The organism is Caballeronia jiangsuensis (genome assembly GCF_046030135.1).
Lineage (GTDB): Bacteria > Pseudomonadota > Gammaproteobacteria > Burkholderiales > Burkholderiaceae > Caballeronia > Caballeronia jiangsuensis.
Genome location: NZ_JAQQDB010000009.1, coordinates 1 through 21,369 on the forward strand (window position 1 = coordinate 1; position 21,369 = coordinate 21,369).

The 21,369-nt window shown below is 63.4% G+C and carries 17 protein-coding genes and 1 tRNA gene; 7 read left to right on the forward strand and 11 right to left on the reverse strand.

Annotation, left to right across the window (positions count from 1 at the left end):
* The first annotated feature begins 180 nt into the window (after positions 1-180).
* Complete coding sequence (xth, locus tag PQR08_RS11410; protein ID WP_250483390.1) at positions 181-963, forward strand: exodeoxyribonuclease III; 783 nt, start codon at positions 181-183, stop codon at positions 961-963.
* 18 nt (positions 964-981) lie between these two features.
* Here xth and ntrC read toward each other — a convergent pair whose 3' ends face one another.
* The 3 genes from ntrC to glnA all read right to left on the reverse strand — a co-directional run bounded on the left by ntrC (position 982) and on the right by glnA (position 5,307).
* Positions 982-2,466 (reverse strand): nitrogen regulation protein NR(I), encoded by a 1,485-nt coding sequence (gene ntrC, locus PQR08_RS11415; RefSeq protein WP_187608997.1) that lies wholly within the window; start codon positions 2,464-2,466, stop codon positions 982-984.
* A 109-nt stretch (positions 2,467-2,575) separates the two neighbouring features.
* The gene (gene glnL / locus PQR08_RS11420; protein WP_035506455.1) at positions 2,576-3,718 is read right to left on the reverse strand and encodes a nitrogen regulation protein NR(II); all 1,143 of its coding nucleotides are present in this window, start codon (positions 3,716-3,718) and stop codon (positions 2,576-2,578) included.
* Positions 3,719-3,891: 173 nt separating this feature from the next.
* Complete coding sequence (glnA, locus tag PQR08_RS11425) at positions 3,892-5,307, reverse strand: type I glutamate--ammonia ligase (RefSeq protein ID WP_061119874.1); 1,416 nt, start codon at positions 5,305-5,307, stop codon at positions 3,892-3,894.
* 328 nt (positions 5,308-5,635) lie between these two features.
* Here glnA and PQR08_RS11430 point away from each other — a divergent pair, with 328 nt between their 5' ends.
* Positions 5,636-6,100: a rhodanese-like domain-containing protein gene (locus tag PQR08_RS11430; protein ID WP_238210291.1), complete on the forward strand. Its 465-nt coding sequence runs from the start codon at positions 5,636-5,638 to the stop codon at positions 6,098-6,100.
* Positions 6,101-6,106: 6 nt separating this feature from the next.
* Here PQR08_RS11430 and PQR08_RS11435 read toward each other — a convergent pair whose 3' ends face one another.
* The 6 genes from PQR08_RS11435 to hrpA all read right to left on the reverse strand — a co-directional run bounded on the left by PQR08_RS11435 (position 6,107) and on the right by hrpA (position 15,352).
* The gene (locus PQR08_RS11435; protein WP_250483389.1) at positions 6,107-6,802 is read right to left on the reverse strand and encodes a copper homeostasis protein CutC; all 696 of its coding nucleotides are present in this window, start codon (positions 6,800-6,802) and stop codon (positions 6,107-6,109) included.
* The gene (locus tag PQR08_RS11440) at positions 6,799-7,620 is read right to left on the reverse strand and encodes a competence/damage-inducible protein A (RefSeq protein ID WP_250483388.1); all 822 of its coding nucleotides are present in this window, start codon (positions 7,618-7,620) and stop codon (positions 6,799-6,801) included. Before PQR08_RS11440 ends, PQR08_RS11435 begins: the two co-directional genes overlap by 4 nt.
* 16 nt (positions 7,621-7,636) lie before the next feature.
* Positions 7,637-8,488 (reverse strand): EI24 domain-containing protein, encoded by an 852-nt coding sequence (locus PQR08_RS11445; RefSeq protein WP_187608993.1) that lies wholly within the window; start codon positions 8,486-8,488, stop codon positions 7,637-7,639.
* A gap of 75 nt (positions 8,489-8,563) precedes the next feature.
* On the reverse strand, positions 8,564-9,583 hold the full coding sequence (locus PQR08_RS11450; RefSeq protein ID WP_250483387.1) for a sterol desaturase family protein: 1,020 nt from the start codon (positions 9,581-9,583) through the stop codon (positions 8,564-8,566).
* Between the two features lie 88 nt (positions 9,584-9,671).
* The gene (locus PQR08_RS11455) at positions 9,672-10,685 is read right to left on the reverse strand and encodes a YVTN family beta-propeller repeat protein (RefSeq protein ID WP_238210286.1); all 1,014 of its coding nucleotides are present in this window, start codon (positions 10,683-10,685) and stop codon (positions 9,672-9,674) included.
* Between the two features lie 137 nt (positions 10,686-10,822).
* Positions 10,823-15,352, reverse strand: coding sequence for an ATP-dependent RNA helicase HrpA (hrpA, locus tag PQR08_RS11460; RefSeq protein WP_250483386.1), 4,530 nt, complete (start codon positions 15,350-15,352; stop codon positions 10,823-10,825).
* 22 nt (positions 15,353-15,374) lie between these two features.
* Between hrpA and argA the strand changes: the two genes are divergently transcribed.
* The 3 genes from argA (at position 15,375) to proP (ending at position 19,229) form a co-directional block, all read left to right on the forward strand.
* A complete protein-coding gene (gene argA / locus PQR08_RS11465) occupies positions 15,375-16,745 on the forward strand; it encodes an amino-acid N-acetyltransferase (protein WP_238210284.1) in 1,371 nt (456 codons plus the stop codon).
* Positions 16,746-16,802: 57 nt separating this feature from the next.
* Complete coding sequence (locus PQR08_RS11470) at positions 16,803-17,075, forward strand: oxidative damage protection protein (protein ID WP_035506430.1); 273 nt, start codon at positions 16,803-16,805, stop codon at positions 17,073-17,075.
* A gap of 678 nt (positions 17,076-17,753) precedes the next feature.
* Positions 17,754-19,229 (forward strand): glycine betaine/L-proline transporter ProP, encoded by a 1,476-nt coding sequence (proP, locus tag PQR08_RS11475; RefSeq protein WP_187608988.1) that lies wholly within the window; start codon positions 17,754-17,756, stop codon positions 19,227-19,229.
* Between the two features lie 52 nt (positions 19,230-19,281).
* On the opposite strand, the gene PQR08_RS11480 is transcribed toward proP, so the two are convergent.
* Together PQR08_RS11480 and PQR08_RS11485 are read right to left on the reverse strand one after the other, a co-directional pair.
* Positions 19,282-19,734, reverse strand: a complete 453-nt coding sequence (locus PQR08_RS11480) for a metallophosphoesterase family protein (protein WP_250483408.1) — start codon at positions 19,732-19,734, stop codon at positions 19,282-19,284.
* A complete protein-coding gene (locus PQR08_RS11485; protein ID WP_250483385.1) occupies positions 19,734-19,895 on the reverse strand; it encodes a hypothetical protein in 162 nt (53 codons plus the stop codon). The genes PQR08_RS11480 and PQR08_RS11485 overlap by 1 nt, the downstream gene beginning before the upstream one ends.
* Positions 19,896-20,026: 131 nt before the next feature.
* On the opposite strand from PQR08_RS11485, the gene PQR08_RS11490 reads away from it, so the two are divergent.
* A tRNA-Leu gene (locus PQR08_RS11490) sits at positions 20,027-20,111 on the forward strand.
* A 163-nt stretch (positions 20,112-20,274) separates the two neighbouring features.
* Complete coding sequence (locus tag PQR08_RS11495) at positions 20,275-21,321, forward strand: tyrosine-type recombinase/integrase (RefSeq protein ID WP_408161289.1); 1,047 nt, start codon at positions 20,275-20,277, stop codon at positions 21,319-21,321.
* Positions 21,322-21,369 lie beyond the last annotated feature (48 nt).

Genomic DNA, 21,369 nt, shown 5'->3' on the forward strand with positions numbered 1-21,369 from the left:
GACCCCCGCCCCGGGGAGGGGCAGTGCTAATAGACCGACGTGATATCGGGATCCGGCGAAAGCAGCCCCGAAATCCAACCCATTCCCCAACGCTACCCGCGCAGCGAAACCACCCCCTTACGCTCCGCTAGAATCCTAACTTCAGCGCACGGCCGCGCTCTCCGAATAACACCGACATTCATGAAAATCGCCACCTGGAACGTCAACTCCCTCAAGGTCCGCCAGCAACACGTCATCGACTGGCTCGCCGCTTCACAAGTCGACGTGCTGTGTCTTCAGGAACTGAAGCTCCCCGACGAGAAATTCCCCCGTGCCGAGCTCGAAGCCGCCGGCTTCAAAAGCTGGTTCGCGGGACAGAAGACCTACAACGGCGTCGGCATTCTGGTCAGGTCCGACGCGGGCTTCGAAGTGGATGAAATCAGCGTCGTGCGCAACATCCCCGGTTTCGAAGACTTGCAGCAGCGCGTGATCGCCGCGACGATCGACGGCGTGCGCATCATCTCCGCCTACTTCCCGAACGGCCAGGCGCCCGGCTCCGAGAAATTCGCCTATAAGATGCGCTGGCTCGATGCGCTGCGCGAATGGCTGCGCGAGGACATGGCGCGTCACCCGCAGCTTGCGCTACTGGGCGATTACAACATCGCACCGGAAGACCGCGACGTGCACGATCCGAAAGCCTGGCAAGGACAGAACCTCGTCTCGCCAGAGGAGCGCGCACACTTCGCGCAGCTCGTCGAACTGGGACTCACCGATGCCTTTCGCAAGTTCGAGCAGCCCGAGAAGCTCTTCACGTGGTGGGATTACCGGATGATGGCGTTCCGCCGCAACGCGGGGCTGCGCATCGATCACATTTTGCTGTCGGAGCAGCTCGCGGCGCGTTGCACGTCGTGCGAAGTGGACAAGGTGCCGCGCAAGTGGGATCAGCCGTCGGACCACGCGCCCGTGATCGCGACCATCGACTGATCCCTGCCCAACCAACGCTCACGCGTCGAGATGCAGTTCCTGAATCTTGCGCGTGATCGTATTGCGGCCGATGCCCAGCCGCTCCGCCGCCTCGACCTTGCGCCCGCGCGTGAAATCGAGCGCCTCGCGGATCACCGCGGCTTCGAAACGGCGCGCGAGTTCGTCCATCACGTCGGCGGAGTTTTCGCGCAAAAGGCGCGCGACTTCGGTCCGCAAGCCGTTCTCCCATACGCTGGCCGCAACGCCCGCCACCGAAGGCGCCGATGCCACCGCGCCGTTCTGTGCCGCGGGAGCCGGCGCCACCGCGCCATCGGACGAAACGGCGATGGCCTCCGCCGCATAGTCCTGGCGCGGCGTGAGATCGGGCGGCAGATCCTTCTGCTCAATCACCTGCGCGGGCGCCATCACCGTGAGCCAGTTGCACAGGTTCTCCAGTTGACGCACGTTGCCGGGAAACGGCAGCGACGCGAGATACGCAAGCGCCGCGTCCGACACGCGCTTGGGCTCGACGCCCAGATCGCGCGCGCTCTTCTGCAGGAAATGGCGCGCGAGCAGCGGAATATCCTCGCTGCGCTCGCGCAACGCCGGCAGACGCAGGCGAATCACGTTCAGGCGGTGATACAAGTCCTCGCGGAACAAGCCCTGCCGCACGCGCGCATCGAGATTCTGATGCGTCGCCGCGATCACCCGCACGTTCGCCTTCAGCGGATTGTGCCCGCCTACGCGATAGAACTGCCCATCCGACAGCACGCGCAACAGACGCGTCTGAAGGTCGAACGGCATGTCGCCGATTTCATCGAGAAAGAGCGTGCCGTTCTCGGCCTGCTCGAAGCGCCCCTGGCGCATCGCCTGCGCGCCCGTGAACGCGCCGCGCTCGTGGCCGAACAGTTCGGACTCCAGCAGATCCTTCGGAATCGCCGCCGTGTTCAGCGCGATGAACGGTCCGTTCGCGCGTGGGCTATGTCGGTGCAAAGCGCGCGCGACAAGCTCCTTTCCGGTGCCTGATTCGCCCGTGATGAGCACGGTCGCCGCCGAATGCGACAGACGGCCGATCGCGCGGAACATATCCTGCATCGCCGGCGCCTGGCCGAGCATCTCGGGCGTCTCCGTCACACGCTCGTCGACGGCCGCTTCGCCGCGCATGCTTTCGTCGACGGCGCGGCGGATCAGCTCGACGGCCTTGTCGACATCGAATGGCTTGGCGAGGTATTCGAACGCGCCGCCCTGGAACGCCGCCACGGCGCTGTCCAGGTCCGAGAACGCCGTCATGATGATGACGGGCAGCCCCGGCAAGCGGTCGCGCACGGTCTGCAGCAGCTCAAGCCCCGAGCCGCCCGGCATGCGGATGTCGGAGACGAGCACTTGCGGGCTTTCTCCTTCGAGCGCGGCGAGCGCATCGCGCACGCCGGAGAAGCTGCGCGTCGTGAAGTTTTCTCGTGCGAGCGCCTTTTCCAGCACCCAGCGGATGGATTGGTCGTCGTCTACTATCCAGATCGGCTTCATATCGTTCGGCGAGAAGTCTTCGTATGGTTCGGTGTGAGCCCGTCGAAACGGTCAGGCTTCGATGCCTGATGGGTCACGTGCTTCGCGTGACGTCGCTGGTCGATCGTGATCAATTCTCAAACGGCAACAGGATGGCGAATTCGGTGCAGCCCGGCCGGCTCTCGACTTCGATCAGGCCATCGTGCTGATGGACGAACGATTGCGCGAGCGTGAGACCAAGACCGCTGCCGTCTTCCCTGCCCGATACGAGCGGGAAGAAGATCCGGTCGCGGATTTCGCTGGGGATGCCGGGACCGTTGTCAGTGATATGCAAGTCCAATGCCAGTTTGTGCAGCTTCTTGCCGATCGTCACTTTGCGCGCGATGCGCGTGCGCAGTTCGATCCTCGCATCGCCTTGTGAAATGCGCTCCTTCAGCGCTTCGGCCGCGTTGCGCACGACGTTGAGCAGCGCCTGAATCAGTTGCTCCTTGTCGCCGCGCAAGTCGGGCACGCTCACGTCGTAGTCGCGCTCGATCGTGAGGCCGCGCGGAAACTCCGCGAGAATCACGGCCCGCACGCGCTCGCATACTTCGTGGATGTTCACGTCGCCCACGATATGCGGATGCCGGTGCGGCTCAAGCAAGCGATCGACGAGTGTCTGCAGCCGATCCGATTCCTTGATGATGACCTGCGTGTACTCGCGCAGTTCGTCGCGTTCGCGCGCGCCGAGCTCGAATTCGAGCAACTGTGCCGCGCCGCGAATTCCGCCGAGCGGATTCTTGATCTCGTGCGCGAGATTGCGGATCAGTTGCTTGTTGACGGCAGTGAGATCGTGGATGCGCTCCTCGCGATCGGTGCGCAGATGGCGCTCGTTCTCGAAGAGTTCGAGCAGCACGTATTCGGGCGCCGCTTCGAGATAGCCGACGATGGCATGCACATGTACCGGCTCGCGGCTCTGACGTTCGAGCACCGCATCGAGCCGCGTCGCGTTGAAGCGGTTCTCCGCGATCGACGCGATCGTGGTCGCCAGCTCGTCCGAGTTCGCGAAGAGCTCGGGCCAGTTCATCTGCGTCAGCTGCTTGCGCGACATCTCCAGCATCGCTTCGGCCGAAGGGTTCGCGTACGCGATCCTGAGATTGCGTATGTCCAGAACGAGCACGTTCGTGGGCAGCGCTTCGAATCCCGGGAGAAGCCCGCTTCCCGCGAGTCGCGAGTCGTCTGTCAGCGCATCGGCGTGACCCTTGCGCGCCTTGATGAGGTTCTTTAGCACCATCGTGCAATGGTTGAGGTCGTTCGTGACACCGATCTTCTTCTCGTTCTATGACATTGCGGCGATTAAAAAAGGGACGGCGCGCCGTCCCTTTTCTTCACTGCATCGCATGCGTCGCGCGCTTCGCCTGACTGCTCACCACGAAACGCGTTTCGATCATGCGGGCGTGCGTCGCTTTACAGCGAGTAGTACATCTCGAACTCGATCGGATGCACCGCCTGACGATAACGCTGCAGCTCGTTCGTCTTCAGTTCGATGTATGCGTCGAGCATCGAATCCGTGAACACGCCGCCGCGCGTCAGGAACTCGCGATCCGCGTCGAGCGCGTCGAGTGCCTGGTCGAGGCCGGCGCACACGGTCGGGATCTTCTTGTCTTCTTCCGGCGGCAGGTCGTACAGATTCTTGTCCGCGGCTTCGCCCGGATGAATCTTGTTCTGCACGCCGTCGAGACCCGCCATCATCAGCGCGGAGAAGCACAGGTACGGGTTCGCCAGCGGATCCGGGAAGCGCGTTTCGATACGGCGGCCCTTCGGGTTGGACACGTGCGGAATTCGGATCGATGCCGAACGGTTGCGAGCCGAGTAAGCCAGCTTCACGGGCGCTTCGAAGTGCGGCACAAGACGCTTGTACGAGTTCGTACCCGGGTTCGTGATCGCGTTCAGCGCGCGCGCGTGCTTGATGATCCCGCCGATGTAGAACAGCGCGAATTCCGACAGACCTGCGTAGCCGTTGCCCGCGAACAGGTTCTGGCCGTCTTTCCAGATCGACTGGTGGACGTGCATGCCCGAACCGTTGTCGCCGACGATCGGCTTCGGCATGAACGTCGCCGTCTTGCCATACGTGTGCGCCACGTTATGGATGATGTACTTCATCTGCTGCAGCCAGTCCGCGCGCTGAACCAGCGTCGAGAACTTGGTGCCGATTTCGTTCTGGCCCTGGCCCGCCACTTCGTGGTGATGCACTTCGACCGGAATGCCGATCTGCTCGAGCAGCAGACACATTTCCGAGCGGATGTCCTGGAACGTATCGACCGGCGCGACCGGGAAATAGCCGCCCTTCGTGCCCGGACGGTGACCGGTGTTGCCGCCTTCGAATTCCTTCGCCGACGACCACGGCGCTTCTTCCGAGCCGATCTTCACGAACGTGCCCGACTGGTCCGTATTCCACTGCACCGAGTCGAAAATGAAGAATTCCGGTTCCGGACCGAAGAACGCGGTGTCGCCCAGGCCCGAGCTCTTGAGATAGGCTTCCGCGCGTCGCGCGAGCGAACGCGGGTCGCGCTCGTAGCCCTTGCCGTCGGCGGGCTCGACCACGTCGCAGGTCAGAACGAGCGTCGACTCTTCATAGAACGGGTCGATGAACGCGGTATCCGCATCCGGCACGAGCAGCATGTCCGACGCTTCGATGCCCTTCCAGCCTGCGATGGACGAACCGTCGAAAGCGTGGCCGCTTTCAAATTTGTCTTCGTCGAATGCCGAGACCGGCACGGATACGTGTTGTTCTTTGCCGCGCGTGTCGGTGAAACGGAAGTCGACGAACTTGACGTCCTCGTCCTTGACGAGTTGCATGACGTCGGCCACGGATTTACTCATTACCTATCTCCTGATTAACAAAAGTCGGCGAATCGCTTCGCCGCCCCGACCAATCCTGTATATCGATTCAATCGAGGATGGAAAAGCAGCTTCCGTGCCAAGCGCACCATCTTTGCGCTAAGCGCTTGAAGCAGCGCGCGTTTTGAAGCGATCCTTGTTGCGCTGCAAATCGGATACGCACCTGTTCGGTGCGCACTCGGTTGTCCAGTAATATCAAAGCACATTTTCGGTGCATCACATCGGGCTTGCACCAGTTTCGCGCATCGGTCTGTCCGGCATATGCCGCGCGCTAGAATGATTCTTTGCGCTTAACGGAGACCGATACGCCATGAGCACGCTCGAACAACTCTATAGCCAGGCCGGCAAACGCGCCGCCGAGAACAGCCTCACGTACGCGGGCGCATTCTCGCCCGCCGAGGCGTTCGAACTCCTGCAACTCGATCCGCGCGTGCGCCTCGTCGATGTTCGCACGCGCGCCGAGCTGGACTGGGTCGGCCGCCCGGCCATCGATGGCGCGCAGTACGCGCATATCGAGTGGATCCGCTACCCCGGCTCCGTGCCGAATGCCGAGTTTATCGAACAATTGCGACAGGTCGCCACCCCGGATACGCCTGTCGTGTTTTTGTGCCGCAGCGCTGCGCGTTCGAAGCTCGCGGCAGTCGCGGCGCAGAAGGAGGGCTATGCGCAGGCGTATGACCTGCTGGAAGGCTTCGAAGGCGATAAGGATGGGCAGGGGCATCGGAAAACGGTGTCGGGATGGTGTTTCCGGAAGCTGCCGTGGATCGGGGCTTGATGTTGTTTAGTCCGGCGCGTCGAGCAACGTCCGCACGCGCCTGACTCTCGCTTCATCGACAGGCGCGAGCCCCTTCCCGTCGACGCGCACACCCGAACCGAAGTGCACCGCGCGCGCACCCGTCGATGCAACGAAGGGCTGCACGGCATCGACGGTCAGTCCGGCGCCCGCGAGCACCGTGCAGCGCGTTCCCGTCGCCCTTTCGACGAGCTTCGTAATCGTCGTCCGCGCTTCCAGCACCGATGGCTTGCCGCCCGACGTCAACACATTAGTCACGGCATCGAAGGTCAGCAGCGTATCGAACGCGGCGAAAATATCGCGTGCTTCGTCGAACGCGCGATGAAACGTGAGCTGCAAGCCGTCCGCCGCTTCGATCACGCGCGCGAGGCCGTCGGTGTCGACATCGCCATTCGCGTTCAGCATGCCCACGACGATCGCATTCGCCCGCGTCTTCGCCACTGCGCGCACGTCGCGGAGGATGACCGCGTAATCGTCGGCATCGTAGATGAACGAGCGGCTGTGCGGCCGCACGATCACGTTCACCGGAATGCCGACCGCGTCGACCACCGCTTCGATCAGCCCGATGCTCGGCGTCAGTCCGCCCTCGCCCATCGCCGTGATGAGCTCCAGCCGGTTCGCGCCGCCGCGTTCCGCCGCGCGCGCATCGGCAACCGTGGTCGCGATAACTTCCAGCAGCGTCACTTCGTTTCCTCCGGCGGCACTTCCACAACCTCGCCGCCCAGCGCGATCACGCCTTTCCGCAGCACGTCGAATGCCGCACTCGCCTGCTCCGGATCGCCCTTGACGCCCAGATCGATGTGCGAGCGCGCATAAAGCGCCCCACGCGCCGCGTCGCCGACGCTCGGCAGGCTGAACGCTCGCACGCCGTCGAAATCGCGCTCGATCGTGACCATCAGCGGCGTGATGCGCGACTCCGGCAGGCCGAACACGAGCAGCGAGCGCTCCACATGCGGCGTCGCATGATGAAGATGCGCGTACTTCGTGTCGAGCACCCACTCGATCATCGGCCACGCCATCACCGGAAAGCCCGGCACGAAGTGATGATCGCCGACCGTGAAGCCGGGAATCTTGTTATAGCTGTTCGGAATGATCTCCGCGCCCTGCGGAAACGTGCCCATGTTCAGGCGATGCAGATTCTCCGGCGACTGCAGATCGACCGGCTTGTCGCCCGCCTGCGCCGCCGTGTCGCGGATGCGCGCGCGGATCAGCTCCGCCGCTTCCGGATGCAAAGCCAGCGGCACGCCGAGCGCCTGCGCGGCGCACTGACGCGTGTGATCGTCCGGCGTCGCGCCGATGCCGCCCGTCGAGAAAACGATATCGCCGGACGCGAAAGTTCGCGCGAGCGTCGCGGTGATGCGCGCGGGATCGTCGCCGACGTATTCGGCCCAGTCGAGCGACAGGCCGCGCGCACTGAGCAGTTCGATGATTTTCGGCAGATGCTTGTCGGTGCGTCGGCCGGACAGGATCTCGTCGCCGATGATGATGACGCCAATGCCCATGAGTGCCCCTTTATTCTTACAGTGAAACGTCGCGGGATTCGACCGTGATCGCCGGATAATGCGGTTCGTTCGCGCGCAGGCGCTCGAGCGCGTGCAGACAGTAATGCGCGAACCACAGCGCGGAAAACACGAGGATGAACGCATACGCCCAGATCGTCACGGCCGCGACGACCGGGAAAAGCGGCAAGAGCCATACGGACCACGCCCAGAGCATCGTCGGCACGGAACTCAGAAGGCCGCTCACGATGCCGATCGCAAGCAAAGGCCACCGCGCATCGCGCACGATCACGCGGCGCTCCTCCGCGCTGGCATGCAGCGCGAGCGCGTCGTAAGTCATCACGCGATACGTCAGCCAGCCCCACAGCAGCGGCGGAATCAGCGCGAAGAACGGCGGGATCAGCCAAAAGGGCAGCGTGACGACCAGCAACACGAGACACACGAGCGTAGTCACGACCGAGTGCCCGAGACTGCCGTACCACGAGCCGCCGCGCCGTTCTTCGAGCGACGAATAATGCCCTCTCGGTTTGCGCGTGAGCAGCGTGACGACGCCTGGCATCGACAGCGTCGCGATCAGCAGCAGCACCGTGACGACGATCAGCGGCACCGTCATGATGACGACGAGGAACGGCGCGATCACCGCGTGCAGCGACGAGAAGCCGACCGTATCGAAGAGGCGGTACATCGCGGACGTAAGCGCCCAGCCGTCGAGCCAGCTGTTCGCGGCGCCCGTCAGCGTCTGCCAGAAGAACCAGAGGAGCGCGCCCCATAGCACCGTGGCGACGCCGAAAGGCATCAGCGTCAGCCAGAGCATGCGCGGATGAAAGACGTTCGCGAGCGCGCGCACGAACGAACGCAGCAGGTCACTCATGCGTGATTCGAAGAAGAAAGAGGAACCGACAGGATAAACCAGCGCCGCGAGCGGCCGCTGGTCGTGGCGGAACGTTCAGACGGCCGCCGAGTTGTCCGAAGCGGACGCGCCCGCGCGACGCGCGGAAACGCGCGCGGCGATGCGCCTGAACGCGAGCCAGTGCTGCTCGATGAAACCGTCGCCGTAATGAACCGGCTTCACGCCCGGCGCGCCGAGCTGGTCGCGGATGCCGGTCGGCTCGACGGTGCGGTCGAACGATGCCGAGCGGAACAGGACGTCCCAGAACGAGAACAGCACGCCGAAGTTGCAGCCGTAGGTCGTGCCTTCGTGACCGAAGCCGATCGCGTGATGACGCCGATGAAACGCCGGACTCACGACGATGCGGTCGAAGAGCCAGCCGAAGTGCAGCCGGATGTTTGCGTGCTGCACGCTCTGCATGAAATTCGTGATGGCGACGAGCACGACGAACTGCGACGGCTCCACGCCGATCACGAGCGCGACACAGGCGAAAAAGCTGGCCTGCAGAATGTCGTCGAGCAGATGGTTGCGATCGTCCGTCCAGAGCGACATTTTCTGCTGGCTGTGATGCACCGCGTGCAGTTCCCACCAGATGCCGAAGCGATGCTCCAGACGGTGATACCAGTAGCCCGCGAAATCGAGGATCAGCAGATAAATGACGAACGTGACGAGCGGCTGCGTCGTGACGCCCGGCCACAGATTGTCGATTTCGAGATTCGGCACGTTATGGATGCGCAGCCAGCTCTGCATCGAATCGAAGAGCGGCTGGAACGTGAAGAAGAAAAACAGGTTGAGGATGCCGAGCTTGACGATCCACGTGTAGAGCACGTCCACGCGCACACCCTTGCGGTCCTTCCATTCCTCCGCGGGGCGGAAGGCTTCGAGCGGGCGCAGGATCGCGTACATCGCGAGCACTTCCAGCACGCCGACGATCACCCAGTAGAGCGCGTCGTACGTGTCCTCGTCGTAGTCCATCAGGCCGATCTTGAACAGCGCCGGCTGCACGACATCGACATAGAGAAGCGTCTGCAGCCAGGAAACGAGACCGTCCAGCGACGAAAGAATGGAATGAAACATGGTGCTCCGTGGTGCTTGCGGCCGTCCGGTGCGCCGGCCTTTCCTCAATCCTAGTATAGGGCGCGCCAGGCGCCCTCTGCTGCTCCGCTTACGCCCCGTTGGGCGCCGTCACCGGTGCGCGGTTGAAGAAATAAATGCCGTGCGGCGAGCGGCCGACCTTGATGGTTTCGATCAGCTTACGATTCGCGAGGTCGATCACGCCGACGTGCTTCGCGAAGCGGAACGTAACCCACAGATACTTCTTGTCGGCGGAAAGTTCCATATCGTCCGGGCCAGGCAGCAGACCGGTGATATCGCCGACATTGGTGAGCGTGTCCTCGTCGATGATGCTGATCGTGTTCGCCACGCGATTCGACACCAGCACGTGCTTGCCGTCGACCATCGAACGGAAGTTGTGCGCGCCCTTGCCCGTCGTGATGGTCTTGACGATCTTCTGGTTGCGCCAGTCGACCACGGCCACGTAATCCGCACCCGTCATGCCGACGAGCAGATACTTGTCTTGCGGCGTGAGCCAGACGCCGGCGGGCACCTTGCCGACCTTCATCTTCCATTTCACGGTCTGCGTCGCCAGGTCGATCGCGGCGATTTCACCGGACACCTGCAGCGAGATGAACGCGGTCGAACTGTCGTTCGTGAACGCGATGTGGCTCGGCATCGTCGCGAGCGGCAGGCGCTTCGCGATGCTCAGGTTCTTGCCGTCGAAATGGTAGATGTCGAGGCGGTCGAGACGCAAGCCCGTGGACACGAACCATTTCCGGTCCGGCGAAAAACCGAGCTGATACGGGTCCTCGATGTCCTGCACCCAGCGCTGGAACGCGCCGGTTTTCGGATCGACGAACATCAGATTGTTCGACACCGAATTCGCGACGATCAGCGACGAACTGTCGGGCGTCGGCATCAGATGGTGCGGTTCCTTGCCGGTGGGCACGGTGCCGACGACCTGATGCGTGTTTTCGTCGATCAGGCTCAGCGTGGCTTCCGCCGAGTTGAGCACGATGACATTGTTGGCGAACGCTGCTGTGGCGAGGAAAGCGGCGCCGGTAGCAAGCGCCGCGCGTGCGGCAGCCGCACGGAGACGGCCGGAACAGAAAATATTGCGCATGGAAAATAGGCTTCGGAAGGCAGGCGTCATTGTAGAACGTTTGCCTCGCGCGGCGCGTTGACCGGCTGCGGCTTTTTGCGCAGTACGCTGCACCTGCGCAAGAAACGGCGCGTTCCGGCAAGGTTTTCCGTCACGGTCTAGCGCTGCATCGATTCCCAGACCTTGTGGAGGCGTTTCACCGAAACAGGCATCGGCGTGCGTAATTCCTGCGCGAACAGCGAAACGCGCAGTTCTTCCAGCAGCCAGCGGTACTCCGAAAGCCGCGCGTCCGCGACGCCGCCGCGCTGCGAAATCGCTCGCTGATAATGCTGCGCGAGCGGCTGCAGATCGGCGAAAAGACGCGCGTCGCGCGCCGGATCGGCCTTGAGCTTGTCGATGCGCATGCCGATCCCCTTCAGATAGCGGGGAAAGTGCGCGAGCTGCGCATACGGCGTATCGATGACGAAGCGCTTGCCGATGAGCGCGCCCAGTTGCGCCAGCATGTCCGCATACGCCGATGTGAACGTCTTTGCCTGCGCCAGCTTTTTCGCGAGCGCCGCATATTCGGCCAGAATCGCGCCGACGAGCCGCGCGATTTCCTGCGCGAGCAGCGTCAGACGGCCTTTCGCGGCGTCGCGGCGAGCGTGGAAACTGGCGTCGTCGTCGGGCAGCGGGTCTTGCAGGCACGCGCGATCGAGCGCCGTCTCGACGATCTGGTCGCGCAATTCATCCGACGTGCCGAGCGCCATGTACTGCATCGACATTTCGCGCAGGCCCGGCAGGTTTTTCTCCAGATAGCGAATCGGCTCGCGCAGTTGCAGCGCGAAGAGCCGCCGCAATCCCGCGCGATGGATGCGCGCCGCTTCCTCGGGCGAATCGAACACTTCGACGTCGCAATGCGTGCCGCGATCGACGAGCGCCGGATAACCGAAGAGCGTCTGCCCGCGACGGCGGATTTCCAGCAATTCGGGCAGCTTGCCGAAATTCCAGGTGGTCAGATTCTCGTAAAGCGCGGTGCCGACGCCGGCCGGTTGCGTTTGCGGCGCCGATTCCGACTCGCCCGAGAGCGCGTCGAAAGCCGCCGCCGACGTCAGCTTCTGGAACACCTGCTGGGCCTGTGCGCCGAGCTCCGTGCGCAACTGCGCGAGATTGCGGCCCATCGCGAGTTGGCGGCCGTGCTCGTCGATCACCTTGAAGTTCATGAACAAATGCGCGGGCAGCGTTTCGAGCTTGAAATCCGCGCTCTTCACGGCGAATTGCGTTTGCTCGCGAATATCGGCGATGAGCGAATCGACGAGCGCGCCCGCGCCGAATTTCGGCCCCGCATGACGCCCGGCGAAGCCCGCCGCGTACTCCGGCAACGGCACGACGTGACGGCGCAATTTCTGCGGCAGCGACTTCAGCAGCAGTTGCGCCTTTTCCTTGACCATGCCGGGAACGAGCCATTCGACGCGGCGCGCATCGACCTGATTCAGCCCGTACAGCGGCACCGCGAGCGTGACGCCGTCGCGCGGCGAGCCCGGCTCGAAGTGATACGTAAGTGACATCTCGATGCCCGACATCGTCATGCGCTTCGGGAACAGGTCGGTCGTGACGCCGGCGGCTTCGTGGCGCATCAGGTCGTCGCGCGAGAGGAAAAGGAGCTTTTCGTTGCCCTCTTTCTTCTGCTCGTCGCGATACCAGCGCTCGAACGCCGCGCCCGTCCACATGCCTTCGGGAATCAGCGAATCGTAGAAGCCGTAGATGAGTTCATTGTCGACGAGCACGTCCTGGCGACGCGACTTGTGCTCCAGTTGCTCGATGTCCGCGACCAGCTTGCGGTTGTGCGCGAAGAACGGCAGGCGCGTATCGAATTCGCCTTCGACGAGCGCGCCGCGGATGAACAGCTCACGCGCGTACTTCGGCTCCTGCTTGCCGAAACTCACGCGGCGGCGCGCGTAGACGGTCAGCCCGTAAAGCGTCGCGCGCTCGTAGGCGACGACCTGCGCGGCCTTCTTTTCCCAATGCGCATCGGAAAGCGACGTCTTCAGCAGATGCGCGCCGACGGTTTCCAGCCATTCCGGCTCGATCTTCGCGATCGTGCGCGCGTACAGCCGGCTCGTTTCGATGAGCTCGCCCGCCATCACCCAGCGCCCCGCTTTCTTCAGGAGCGCCGAGCCCGGCCACAGATGGAACTTGATGCCGCGCGCGCCGAGATAATGCGGTTCGTCGTCGGCTTTCAGTCCGACGTTGCCGAGAAGACCGGTCAGGAGCGACAGATGCACCTGTTCGAACGTCGCTTCCGATTCGTTCAGACGCCAGCCGTGCTCGCGCACGACCGTCAGCAATTGCGAATGCACGTCGCGCCATTCGCGCAACCGCAGGTGCGACAGAAAATTCGCGCGGCACGCATCGGCGAGCTGCTTGTTCGACTTCTTGTGCGCGACGGCTTCCTCGAACCACTTCCAGATGCGCGTCCATTGCAGGAATTCGGAGCGCTCGTCGACGAACTGCCGGTGCGCCTGGTCCGCCTGCTCCTGCGCCTCGATCGGCCGGTCGCGCGGATCCTGAACCGACAATGCCGACGCGATGATCAGCACTTCCGCGAGCGCATGATGATCGCGCGCGGCGAGGATCATGCGGCCGACGCGCGGATCGAGCGGCAGGCGCGCGAGCTCGCGGCCGAGCGGCGTGAGCGCGTTGTCGTCATCGACGGCGCCGAGTTCGTTCAGCAACTGATAGCCGTCCGCAATCGCGCGGCCCGGCGGCGGCTCGATGAACGGAAAAGTTTCGATCGCCGTCAGATGCAGCGACTTCATGCGCAGAATCACGGCAGCCAGCGACGAGCGCAGGATTTCCGGATCGGTGAAGCGCGGCCGCGCCTGAAAATCCGCTTCGTCGTAGAGCCGCACGCACACGCCGTCCGCGACGCGCCCGCAGCGCCCCGCGCGCTGATTCGCCGCCGCCTGCGACACCGGCTCGATCTGCAACTGCTCGACCTTGTTGCGATACGAATAGCGCTTCACGCGCGCCATGCCGGTATCGACGACGTAGCGAATGCCCGGCACCGTCAGCGACGTTTCCGCGACGTTGGTCGCGAGCACGATGCGCCGCGCATTCGACGGCCGGAACACGCGCTCCTGCTCCTGCGCGGAAAGGCGCGCGAAGAGGGGCAGGATTTCCGTATGCGGCGGATGATGTTTGCGAAGCGCCTCGGCGGCGTCGCGGATTTCGCGCTCGCCGGGCAGGAACACGAGCACGTCGCCGGGGCCGACGCGGCACAGTTCGTCGACGGCATCGACGATGGCTTCCATCAGATCGCGGTCGGTCTTGCGGTCGTTGCGCCGGGGCAACGTGCCTTGCGCGTTCTTGATCGCCTCGCTTTCCTCTTCGATCGGCCGATAGCGCACTTCCACCGGATACAGCCGCCCGCTCACCTCGATCACCGGAGCGGGCTTTTCGTCGCTGCCGAAATGGCGCGCGAAACGCTCAGCGTCGATGGTCGCCGACGTGACGATCAGCTTCAGATCGGGACGCTTCGGCAGGATTTCCTTCAGATAGCCGAGCAGAAAGTCGATGTTGAGGCTGCGTTCGTGCGCCTCGTCGATGATGATCGTGTCATACGCGTTGAGCAGCGGATCGGTCTGCGTTTCGGCGAGCAGGATGCCGTCGGTCATCAGCTTGACGGACGCGCCCGGCGCGAGATTGTCCGTGAAGCGCACCTTGTAGCCGACGACTTCGCCGAACGGCGTCCCGAGTTCTTCCGCGATGCGCCGTCCCGTGGCCGAAGCGGCGATCCGCCGTGGCTGCGTGTGACCGATGAGACCGCTGCCGCCCGCGCCGAGGCCGCGCCCGAGCGCGAGGCAGATTTTCGGAAGCTGCGTGGTCTTGCCCGAGCCGGTTTCGCCGCTGACGATGACGACCTGATTCGCCGCGATCGCGCGTGCGATTTCCTCGCGTCGGCCGGAGACTGGCAGCGCTTCGGGGAAGACGATCGGCGGAATCGGGTTCGGTGTGACGACGCGCGGTGCGCGTGGTGGACGCGGTTCGCGAGGCTCGCGCGGTGCGGGCGGGCGTTCGGCGGCTCGTCCGGGGGCGACAGGCTCGCGGCGCGCGACGGGCGCGGGCCGTTCGTTTCGATGCTGGGCGCGTTGGGCGTCGTGCTTGCGCGTGTCGGCTGGCTTGGTCGGCGCGCCGCCGTCCGGTCGCTCGGCTCGATGCCTCTCGCGCGGCGGACGCGCGTCTTGCGCGTGGCGAGTGTCATCGCGCTTCGCGGGCGCGGCCTTATCGGATGCGGCGAGCGGCTCGCGCGCCGGAGCGCGATCCGTTTTCGCGGCAAGCGCAGGCTTCTGCTTCGCCCGATCGCGGATCGGCTCCGCGGGCTGCGGCTGTCGAGGCGGCGGCGGACGTTTCGCAGCCGAAGTGCCACTCTGCCCGCGCGTCACTTCCACGGCCTTGCCGTGCGCGACGCTTTTCTGCTGCGGCGACGCCGACGCAGCAGGCGCGCCCGCCGCGAACCGCCGCGCGGCGAGTTCCTTCTTGCTCAAGCCCGCTTCACCGGAATCGCCGGACGCGCCCCCGCCCTCCCGCGCTTCGCGCAGCAGATTTTCACGCAGTTGTCGCAACTGCTCCTGAGGATCGAGGGATTTATCGGCGGACTGAGACTTGCCCGCCTGATCGGGACGTGATGGACGAGAAACATTCGGCATAGCGTCGCATTATAATCCCGGGATGAATTCCCAAACCGACCTCACGATGACCGCGTCGCAGCCGGCAGCCGAGCCCGAAGCGCCCGATCTCCACGCCCAGTTCGTCGACTGGATGCGCTCCGTCGCGCCGTATATTCACGCGTTCCGGAACAAGACCTTCGTCGTGGCGTTCGGCGGCGAGCTGGTGCAGGAAGGACGCCTGAACGCGCTCGTGCAGGACGTCGGCCTGCTGCACGCAATGGGCATCCACGTCGTGCTGGTGCACGGCTCGCGCCCGCAGCTCGACGAGCAATTGAGCCTTCACGGGGTGGAATCGTCGTTTTCGCACGGCCTGCGCATCACCGACGCCCGCGCGCTCGAATCCGCGAAGGAAGCCGCCGGCGAAGTGCGTCTCGACATCGAGGCCGCGATCAGCCAGGGCTTGCCGAACACGCCGATGGCGCACGCGCACATCAGCGTCGTGTCGGGCAACTTCGTGACGGCGCGGCCGGTCGGCATCCTGGATGGCGTCGATTTCCAGCATACGGGCGTCGTGCGCAAGATCGACGGCGATTCCATCCGCCAGTCGCTCGCATCGAACAAGCTGGTGCTGCTGTCGTCGCTCGGCTTCTCGCCGACCGGCGAAGCGTTCAATCTGTCGATGGAAGATGTCGCGTCCGCCGCCGCCATCGCGCTGCGCGCCGACAAGATCATCTTCGTGACCGAAATTCCGGGCCTCGTCGATTCGGAAAACGAACTCATCCGCGAACTGTCGCTCGACGACGCCTATCGCCTGCAGGAAAGCGGCGAGCTGCAAGGCGACACCGCGTTTTATCTGAAGCATACGGTGCGCGCGTGCCGCGGCGGCGTCGCGCGCGGCCACATCATTCCGTATTCGCTCGACGGCAGCGTGCTGCTCGAACTGTTCCTGCACGATGGCGTCGGCACGATGATCTCGTACGAGAACCTCGAAAGCCTGCGCGAAGCGACGCCGGATGACGTCGGCGGCATTCTCACGCTGATCGAGCCACTGGAAAGCGACGGCACGCTCGTGCGGCGCGGACGTCACCAGATCGAACGCGATATCGACCACTTCTCCGTCATCGAGCACGATGGCGTGCTGTTCGGCTGCGCGGCGCTTTATCCGTACACGCAGGAACGCATCGGCGAGATGGCGTGCCTGACCGTCGCGCCGGAAGCGCAAGGTTCGGGCGACGGCGAACGCCTGCTCAAGCGCATCGAGCAGCGGGCGCGGGCGCGCGGCCTCACGCGTATCTTCGTGCTGACGACGCGCACCGAGCACTGGTTCCTGAAGCGCGGCTTCGTGAAGGTGACCGTGGACGATCTTCCCGAAGACCGCCGGCGCCTTTACAACTGGCAGCGCAAGTCGCTCGTCCTGATGAAACAGCTTTGAACACGATTTGAGAAGCGCGAACCGCGCTTCTCCCCCGATACAGAGGAGAAACTCACAATGGCTCGAATGGTTCAATGCGCGAAGCTCGGCAAGGAAGCCGAAGGACTGGACTTTCCGCCGCTGCCGGGCGAGCTCGGCAAGCGCATCTACGAAACGATCTCCAAGGAAGCCTGGCAAGGCTGGCTCAAGCAGCAGACGATGCTTATCAACGAGAATCGCCTGAACATGGCCGATCCGCGCGCGCGCCAGTACCTCATCAAGCAGACCGAGAAATATTTCTTCGGCGAAGGCGCCGATACGGCCACGGGCTACGTCCCGCCGCAAAGCTGAAATCGCGGCTCGAAGGCACTGCAAGAACCGGCCCATGCGGCCGGTTTTTTGTTGCCCGCGAGTGTGCAAAATGTTCCGAATGGACCATCAGACGAATCGCATGGGATTCGGCGCAATCCTAGACCAGGCAAGGGATTGAGCCAGCCTCCGATGCGTGCGCCGATAGCCCGGTTTGCACATCGTCTGTCATCGTGTTATCATCTGTTCGTTATCAACAGTAATTCACCATCATTCACGCGCATGAGTCCGGCGCATCGCTTTTCGGACATATCGCGGTAGTGACAGTTTTTATACAAAGAGGCGCGTCGGTTTTTTAGCTGGTCCTGCCAGACTCACGCCGGCCTTTTTCGTCTCAGGTTGTTTTTTCGCCGACGTCGCGGCTCCACCCGCGGCAACTCAGGTTCAACGCCGGGTTCGCCGTCCGCACGTCAAATTCGTTTGTTTCATCCGAGTGCAATTTCGCGACCCACCGCGAAGCACCGGCACCGCGCTTGCTACTCGATTCTTCAGCATCTGCTTCGAACACGATGCTGCGCGGAGCCATTGGCGTCCGTTTCCCGCGATGCAAAGCGGCGCCGTCGCGAAACTGCACTGTCCCGGCAATACGCGCTGTCCTTTCGACGGCGCGCCCGAAGCTCCGCGCGAGTTCTCGGGATCGAATACGGAGTTTTTCGAACTATGTCTTCTCTTCAAGAGGGCCTTTGGCGCAAACACGATTCATCGAGTCGGAAGTCCGATCTCACCCTCGACGACATCACCATCGTGGATCAATCCCTGCTCAAGCGCGCGGTCGGCGCGATGGCCATCGGTAACGCGATGGAGTGGTTCGACTTCGGCGTGTACAGCTACATCGCCGTGACGCTCGGCAAGGTGTTCTTCCCGTCGAGCAGCCCGGCGGCGCAGTTGCTCGCGACCTTCGGCACGTTCGCGGCCGCGTTCCTCGTGCGCCCGATCGGCGGCATGGTGTTCGGCCCGCTCGGCGACCGCATCGGCCGCAAGCGCGTACTCGCGATGACGATGATCATGATGGCCGTCGGCACGTTCTGTATCGGCATCATTCCGAGCTACGAGTCGATCGGCGTGATGGCGCCGGTGCTGCTGCTCGTCGCGCGTCTCGTGCAGGGCTTCTCGACGGGCGGCGAATACGGCGGCGCGGCGACCTTCATCGCCGAATTCTCGCCGGACAAGAAGCGCGGCTTCATGTCGAGCTTTCTGGAGTTCGGCACGCTCGTCGGCTATGTGCTCGGCGCGGGCGTCGTCGCGGTGCTGACCGCTGTGATGTCGGAGCGCGAACTGCTCTCGTGGGGCTGGCGCATTCCGTTCATGATCGCGGGTCCGCTCGGCCTGATCGGTCTGTATATCCGGATGAAGCTCGAGGAAACGCCGGCGTTCCAGCGCGAAGCCGAGAAGGCGGAAGCGGTGTCGCACGAAACGACCAAGGAGCAGTTCCGCGAGACGCTGATCCAGCAATGGAAGCCGCTTTTGCAATGCGTGGGCCTCGTGCTGATCTTCAACGTGACCGACTACATGGCGCTTTCGTATCTGCCGAGCTATCTGTCGGCGACGCTCAAGTTCAACGAGACGCACGGCCTCTTCATCGTGCTCGTCGTGATGGTGCTGATGATGCCGCTGACGCTCTTCGCTGGCCGCCTGTCGGACACGATCGGCCGCAAGCCCGTGATGCTCGCGGGTTGTATCGGCCTCCTGGTGCTGTCGATTCCGGCGCTTTCGCTGATTCGCATGGGCACGGTTCCGTCGATCTTCGCGGGCATGATGATTCTCGGCGCGCTGCTGTCGACGTTCACGGGCGTGATGCCGTCGTCGCTGCCGGCCCTCTTCCCGACGAAGATCCGCTACGGCGCGCTCGCGATCGGCTTCAACGTGTCGGTGTCGCTGTTCGGCGGCACGACGCCGCTCGTCACGGCATGGCTCGTCGACAAGACCGGCAACCTGATGATGCCCGCGTACTATCTGATGGGCGCGTCGCTGATCGGTATCGTGTCGGTGCTTGCGCTGCATGAAACGGCGAAGAAGCCGCTGAAGGGTTCGCCGCCTGCCGTGGCGTCGAAGTCGGAAGCGCACGCGATCCTGCGTGGCCATCGCGAAGCCGCCGAAATGGACGATACGTTCCCGGAAGGCACGGTGCGCGCGTAAAGCGTCGGGCTTTTTGAAGGCGCAAGGCCGGTGCGTGAGCGCCGGCCTTTTTTTATGTCACGAGCGCGACGATATGCGCTTCCAGTTTTCCATCGTCGATATCGAGCAACGCGAGCGTGATCGGCAGTTTGAAACGACGCGGCCCCGCGCTGCCGGGATTCACGAAGAGCACGCCGTTGCGATGCTCGATGAACGGCTTGTGCGAATGACCGGTCACGACGACATCGATGCCGTCGAGTTGCTTCGGGACATCGGCGATATCGTGGACGACGTGGATCGTCGCGCCGCCAAGCTCGATGCGCGCGTGCTCGGGCAATCGCGCGACGTCATCGCCGACATCGTTATTGCCGCGTACGACGGTGAGCGGCGCAAGGGACGCGAGCGCATCGAGCACGTCGCGCTTGCAGATATCGCCTGCATGAACGATGTGCGCGCAGCCGCGCAATGCGTCGAGCGCCTCGGGGCGCACGAGGTTGTGGGTATCGGAGATGAGCCCGATGCGCATCACGTTTCCTCGTTCGCGAGGATGCGCTCGATGCGTCGATCGGGCACGAGCCATACGGCCGCGACGAGCGCGTAGATCGTCGCGGCGATCCACGGCTGCCAGAACGACACGGCGATGCCGATCACGCCATCGCTGAATGCTTCGAGCCGGGTCTTGCCCATCTGGTGTCCTCGCGCCGAAATCGGTGCCGCCGATTATGCGGGAGGGTCGAAAACTTGTCGAACGGCGTGCATGGTGGCGGCCGGCGCGGCTTTGGCGCGGTGTCGGGCAATGGTAGAATCGCGTCCGCCCTGCCGGGGTGATGAAATTGGTAAACATAGCGGACTTAAAATCCGCCGCCTAACGGCTTGCCGGTTCGAGTCCGGTCCCCGGCACCATAGATTGACAACAAGACTTTCCAAAGTTGTTCGGTGGGCGGTAAATATCGATAAGAATCATTGGCTTGCGTCTGTTTGGTAGCAAGCTCACATTCCAATACTGACCGCCCAATGTGTAGTACTGGTAGACTCTGGTGCACACGAACTGCACACGGGTCTGCACATGGCATCCATCACAGAGTACAAGGGCGGCTACCGGGCCTTTGTCACCGTCAACGGCAAGCGAAAGACCAAGACCTTTGATAAGAGGCGCGAGGCTCAGGAATGGGTAGCCCATACTGAAGTCGGTATGCGCAGGGAGGCAGACAAGCCCGAGGGGTCCCGGCACACGGTCCTGGAAATGCTCCAGCGGTACACCGCAGAGGTTACCGTCAAGAAAGAGGGTGCGCGGCCCGAAATGATGCGTATCAAGGCGTTCCTCCGCAACTTCCCCGCCCTTGCTAGTAAGACGCTGGAGGCCGTACGCACTCCTGATCTAGCAGCATGGCGGGACGCTCGGTTGGCGGGCTTCACGATGGATGACGGGACCAAGGTAGACGCGGTGTCCTCGGCCTCGGTCCTGCGAGATATAAATTGGTTGCGCAATGCGTTCAAGATTGCCCGCGAGGAGTGGCACTGGACGGAGGGCAACCCGTTCATGGGCCTGCGTATGCCGCAGGAACCGCCGCCACGAGACCGCCGTATTTCCCCGTACGCAGAGGTTAGGCCGCTCGTTCGCCACCTCGGGTACCGCACGGGTGTAGCTCCGGAGACCAAGAGCCAAGAGGTAGCCCTCGCGTTCCTTATCGCATTGCGCTCGGCAATGCGGGCCGGGGAGATACTCAGTCTAGGCGCGGCCAATATCAACATGGCAAAGCGCGTGGTTACTGTCGAACACAAGATGCAGTACCTAACGGGCCGGATGCGCTCTATCCCGCTCACGCGTCACGCTGCGCGGTTGCTGCGTCCTATTGCGGGCCGGGAAAAGTGCTTTACCGTTTCCTCGGCCTCGTTGGACACCCTCTTTCGAAAAGCTCGAGACCAATTGGCCGTTGGCCGCCCCGCCCTCCGGGAGATTCACTTTCACGACACTCGCGCCGAGGCCCTCACGCGCCTGTCCCGAAAGGTGGACGTTATGACGCTCGCCAAAATCAGCGGCCACAAGGACCTCTCTATCCTCCAGAACACGTACTACCGAGAGACAGCCGAGGACATAGCGGCGCGCCTTTGAGTCCTGTTACCTCCCGCCAGCCCAATTCAAGACGTATCCGGCAACGCC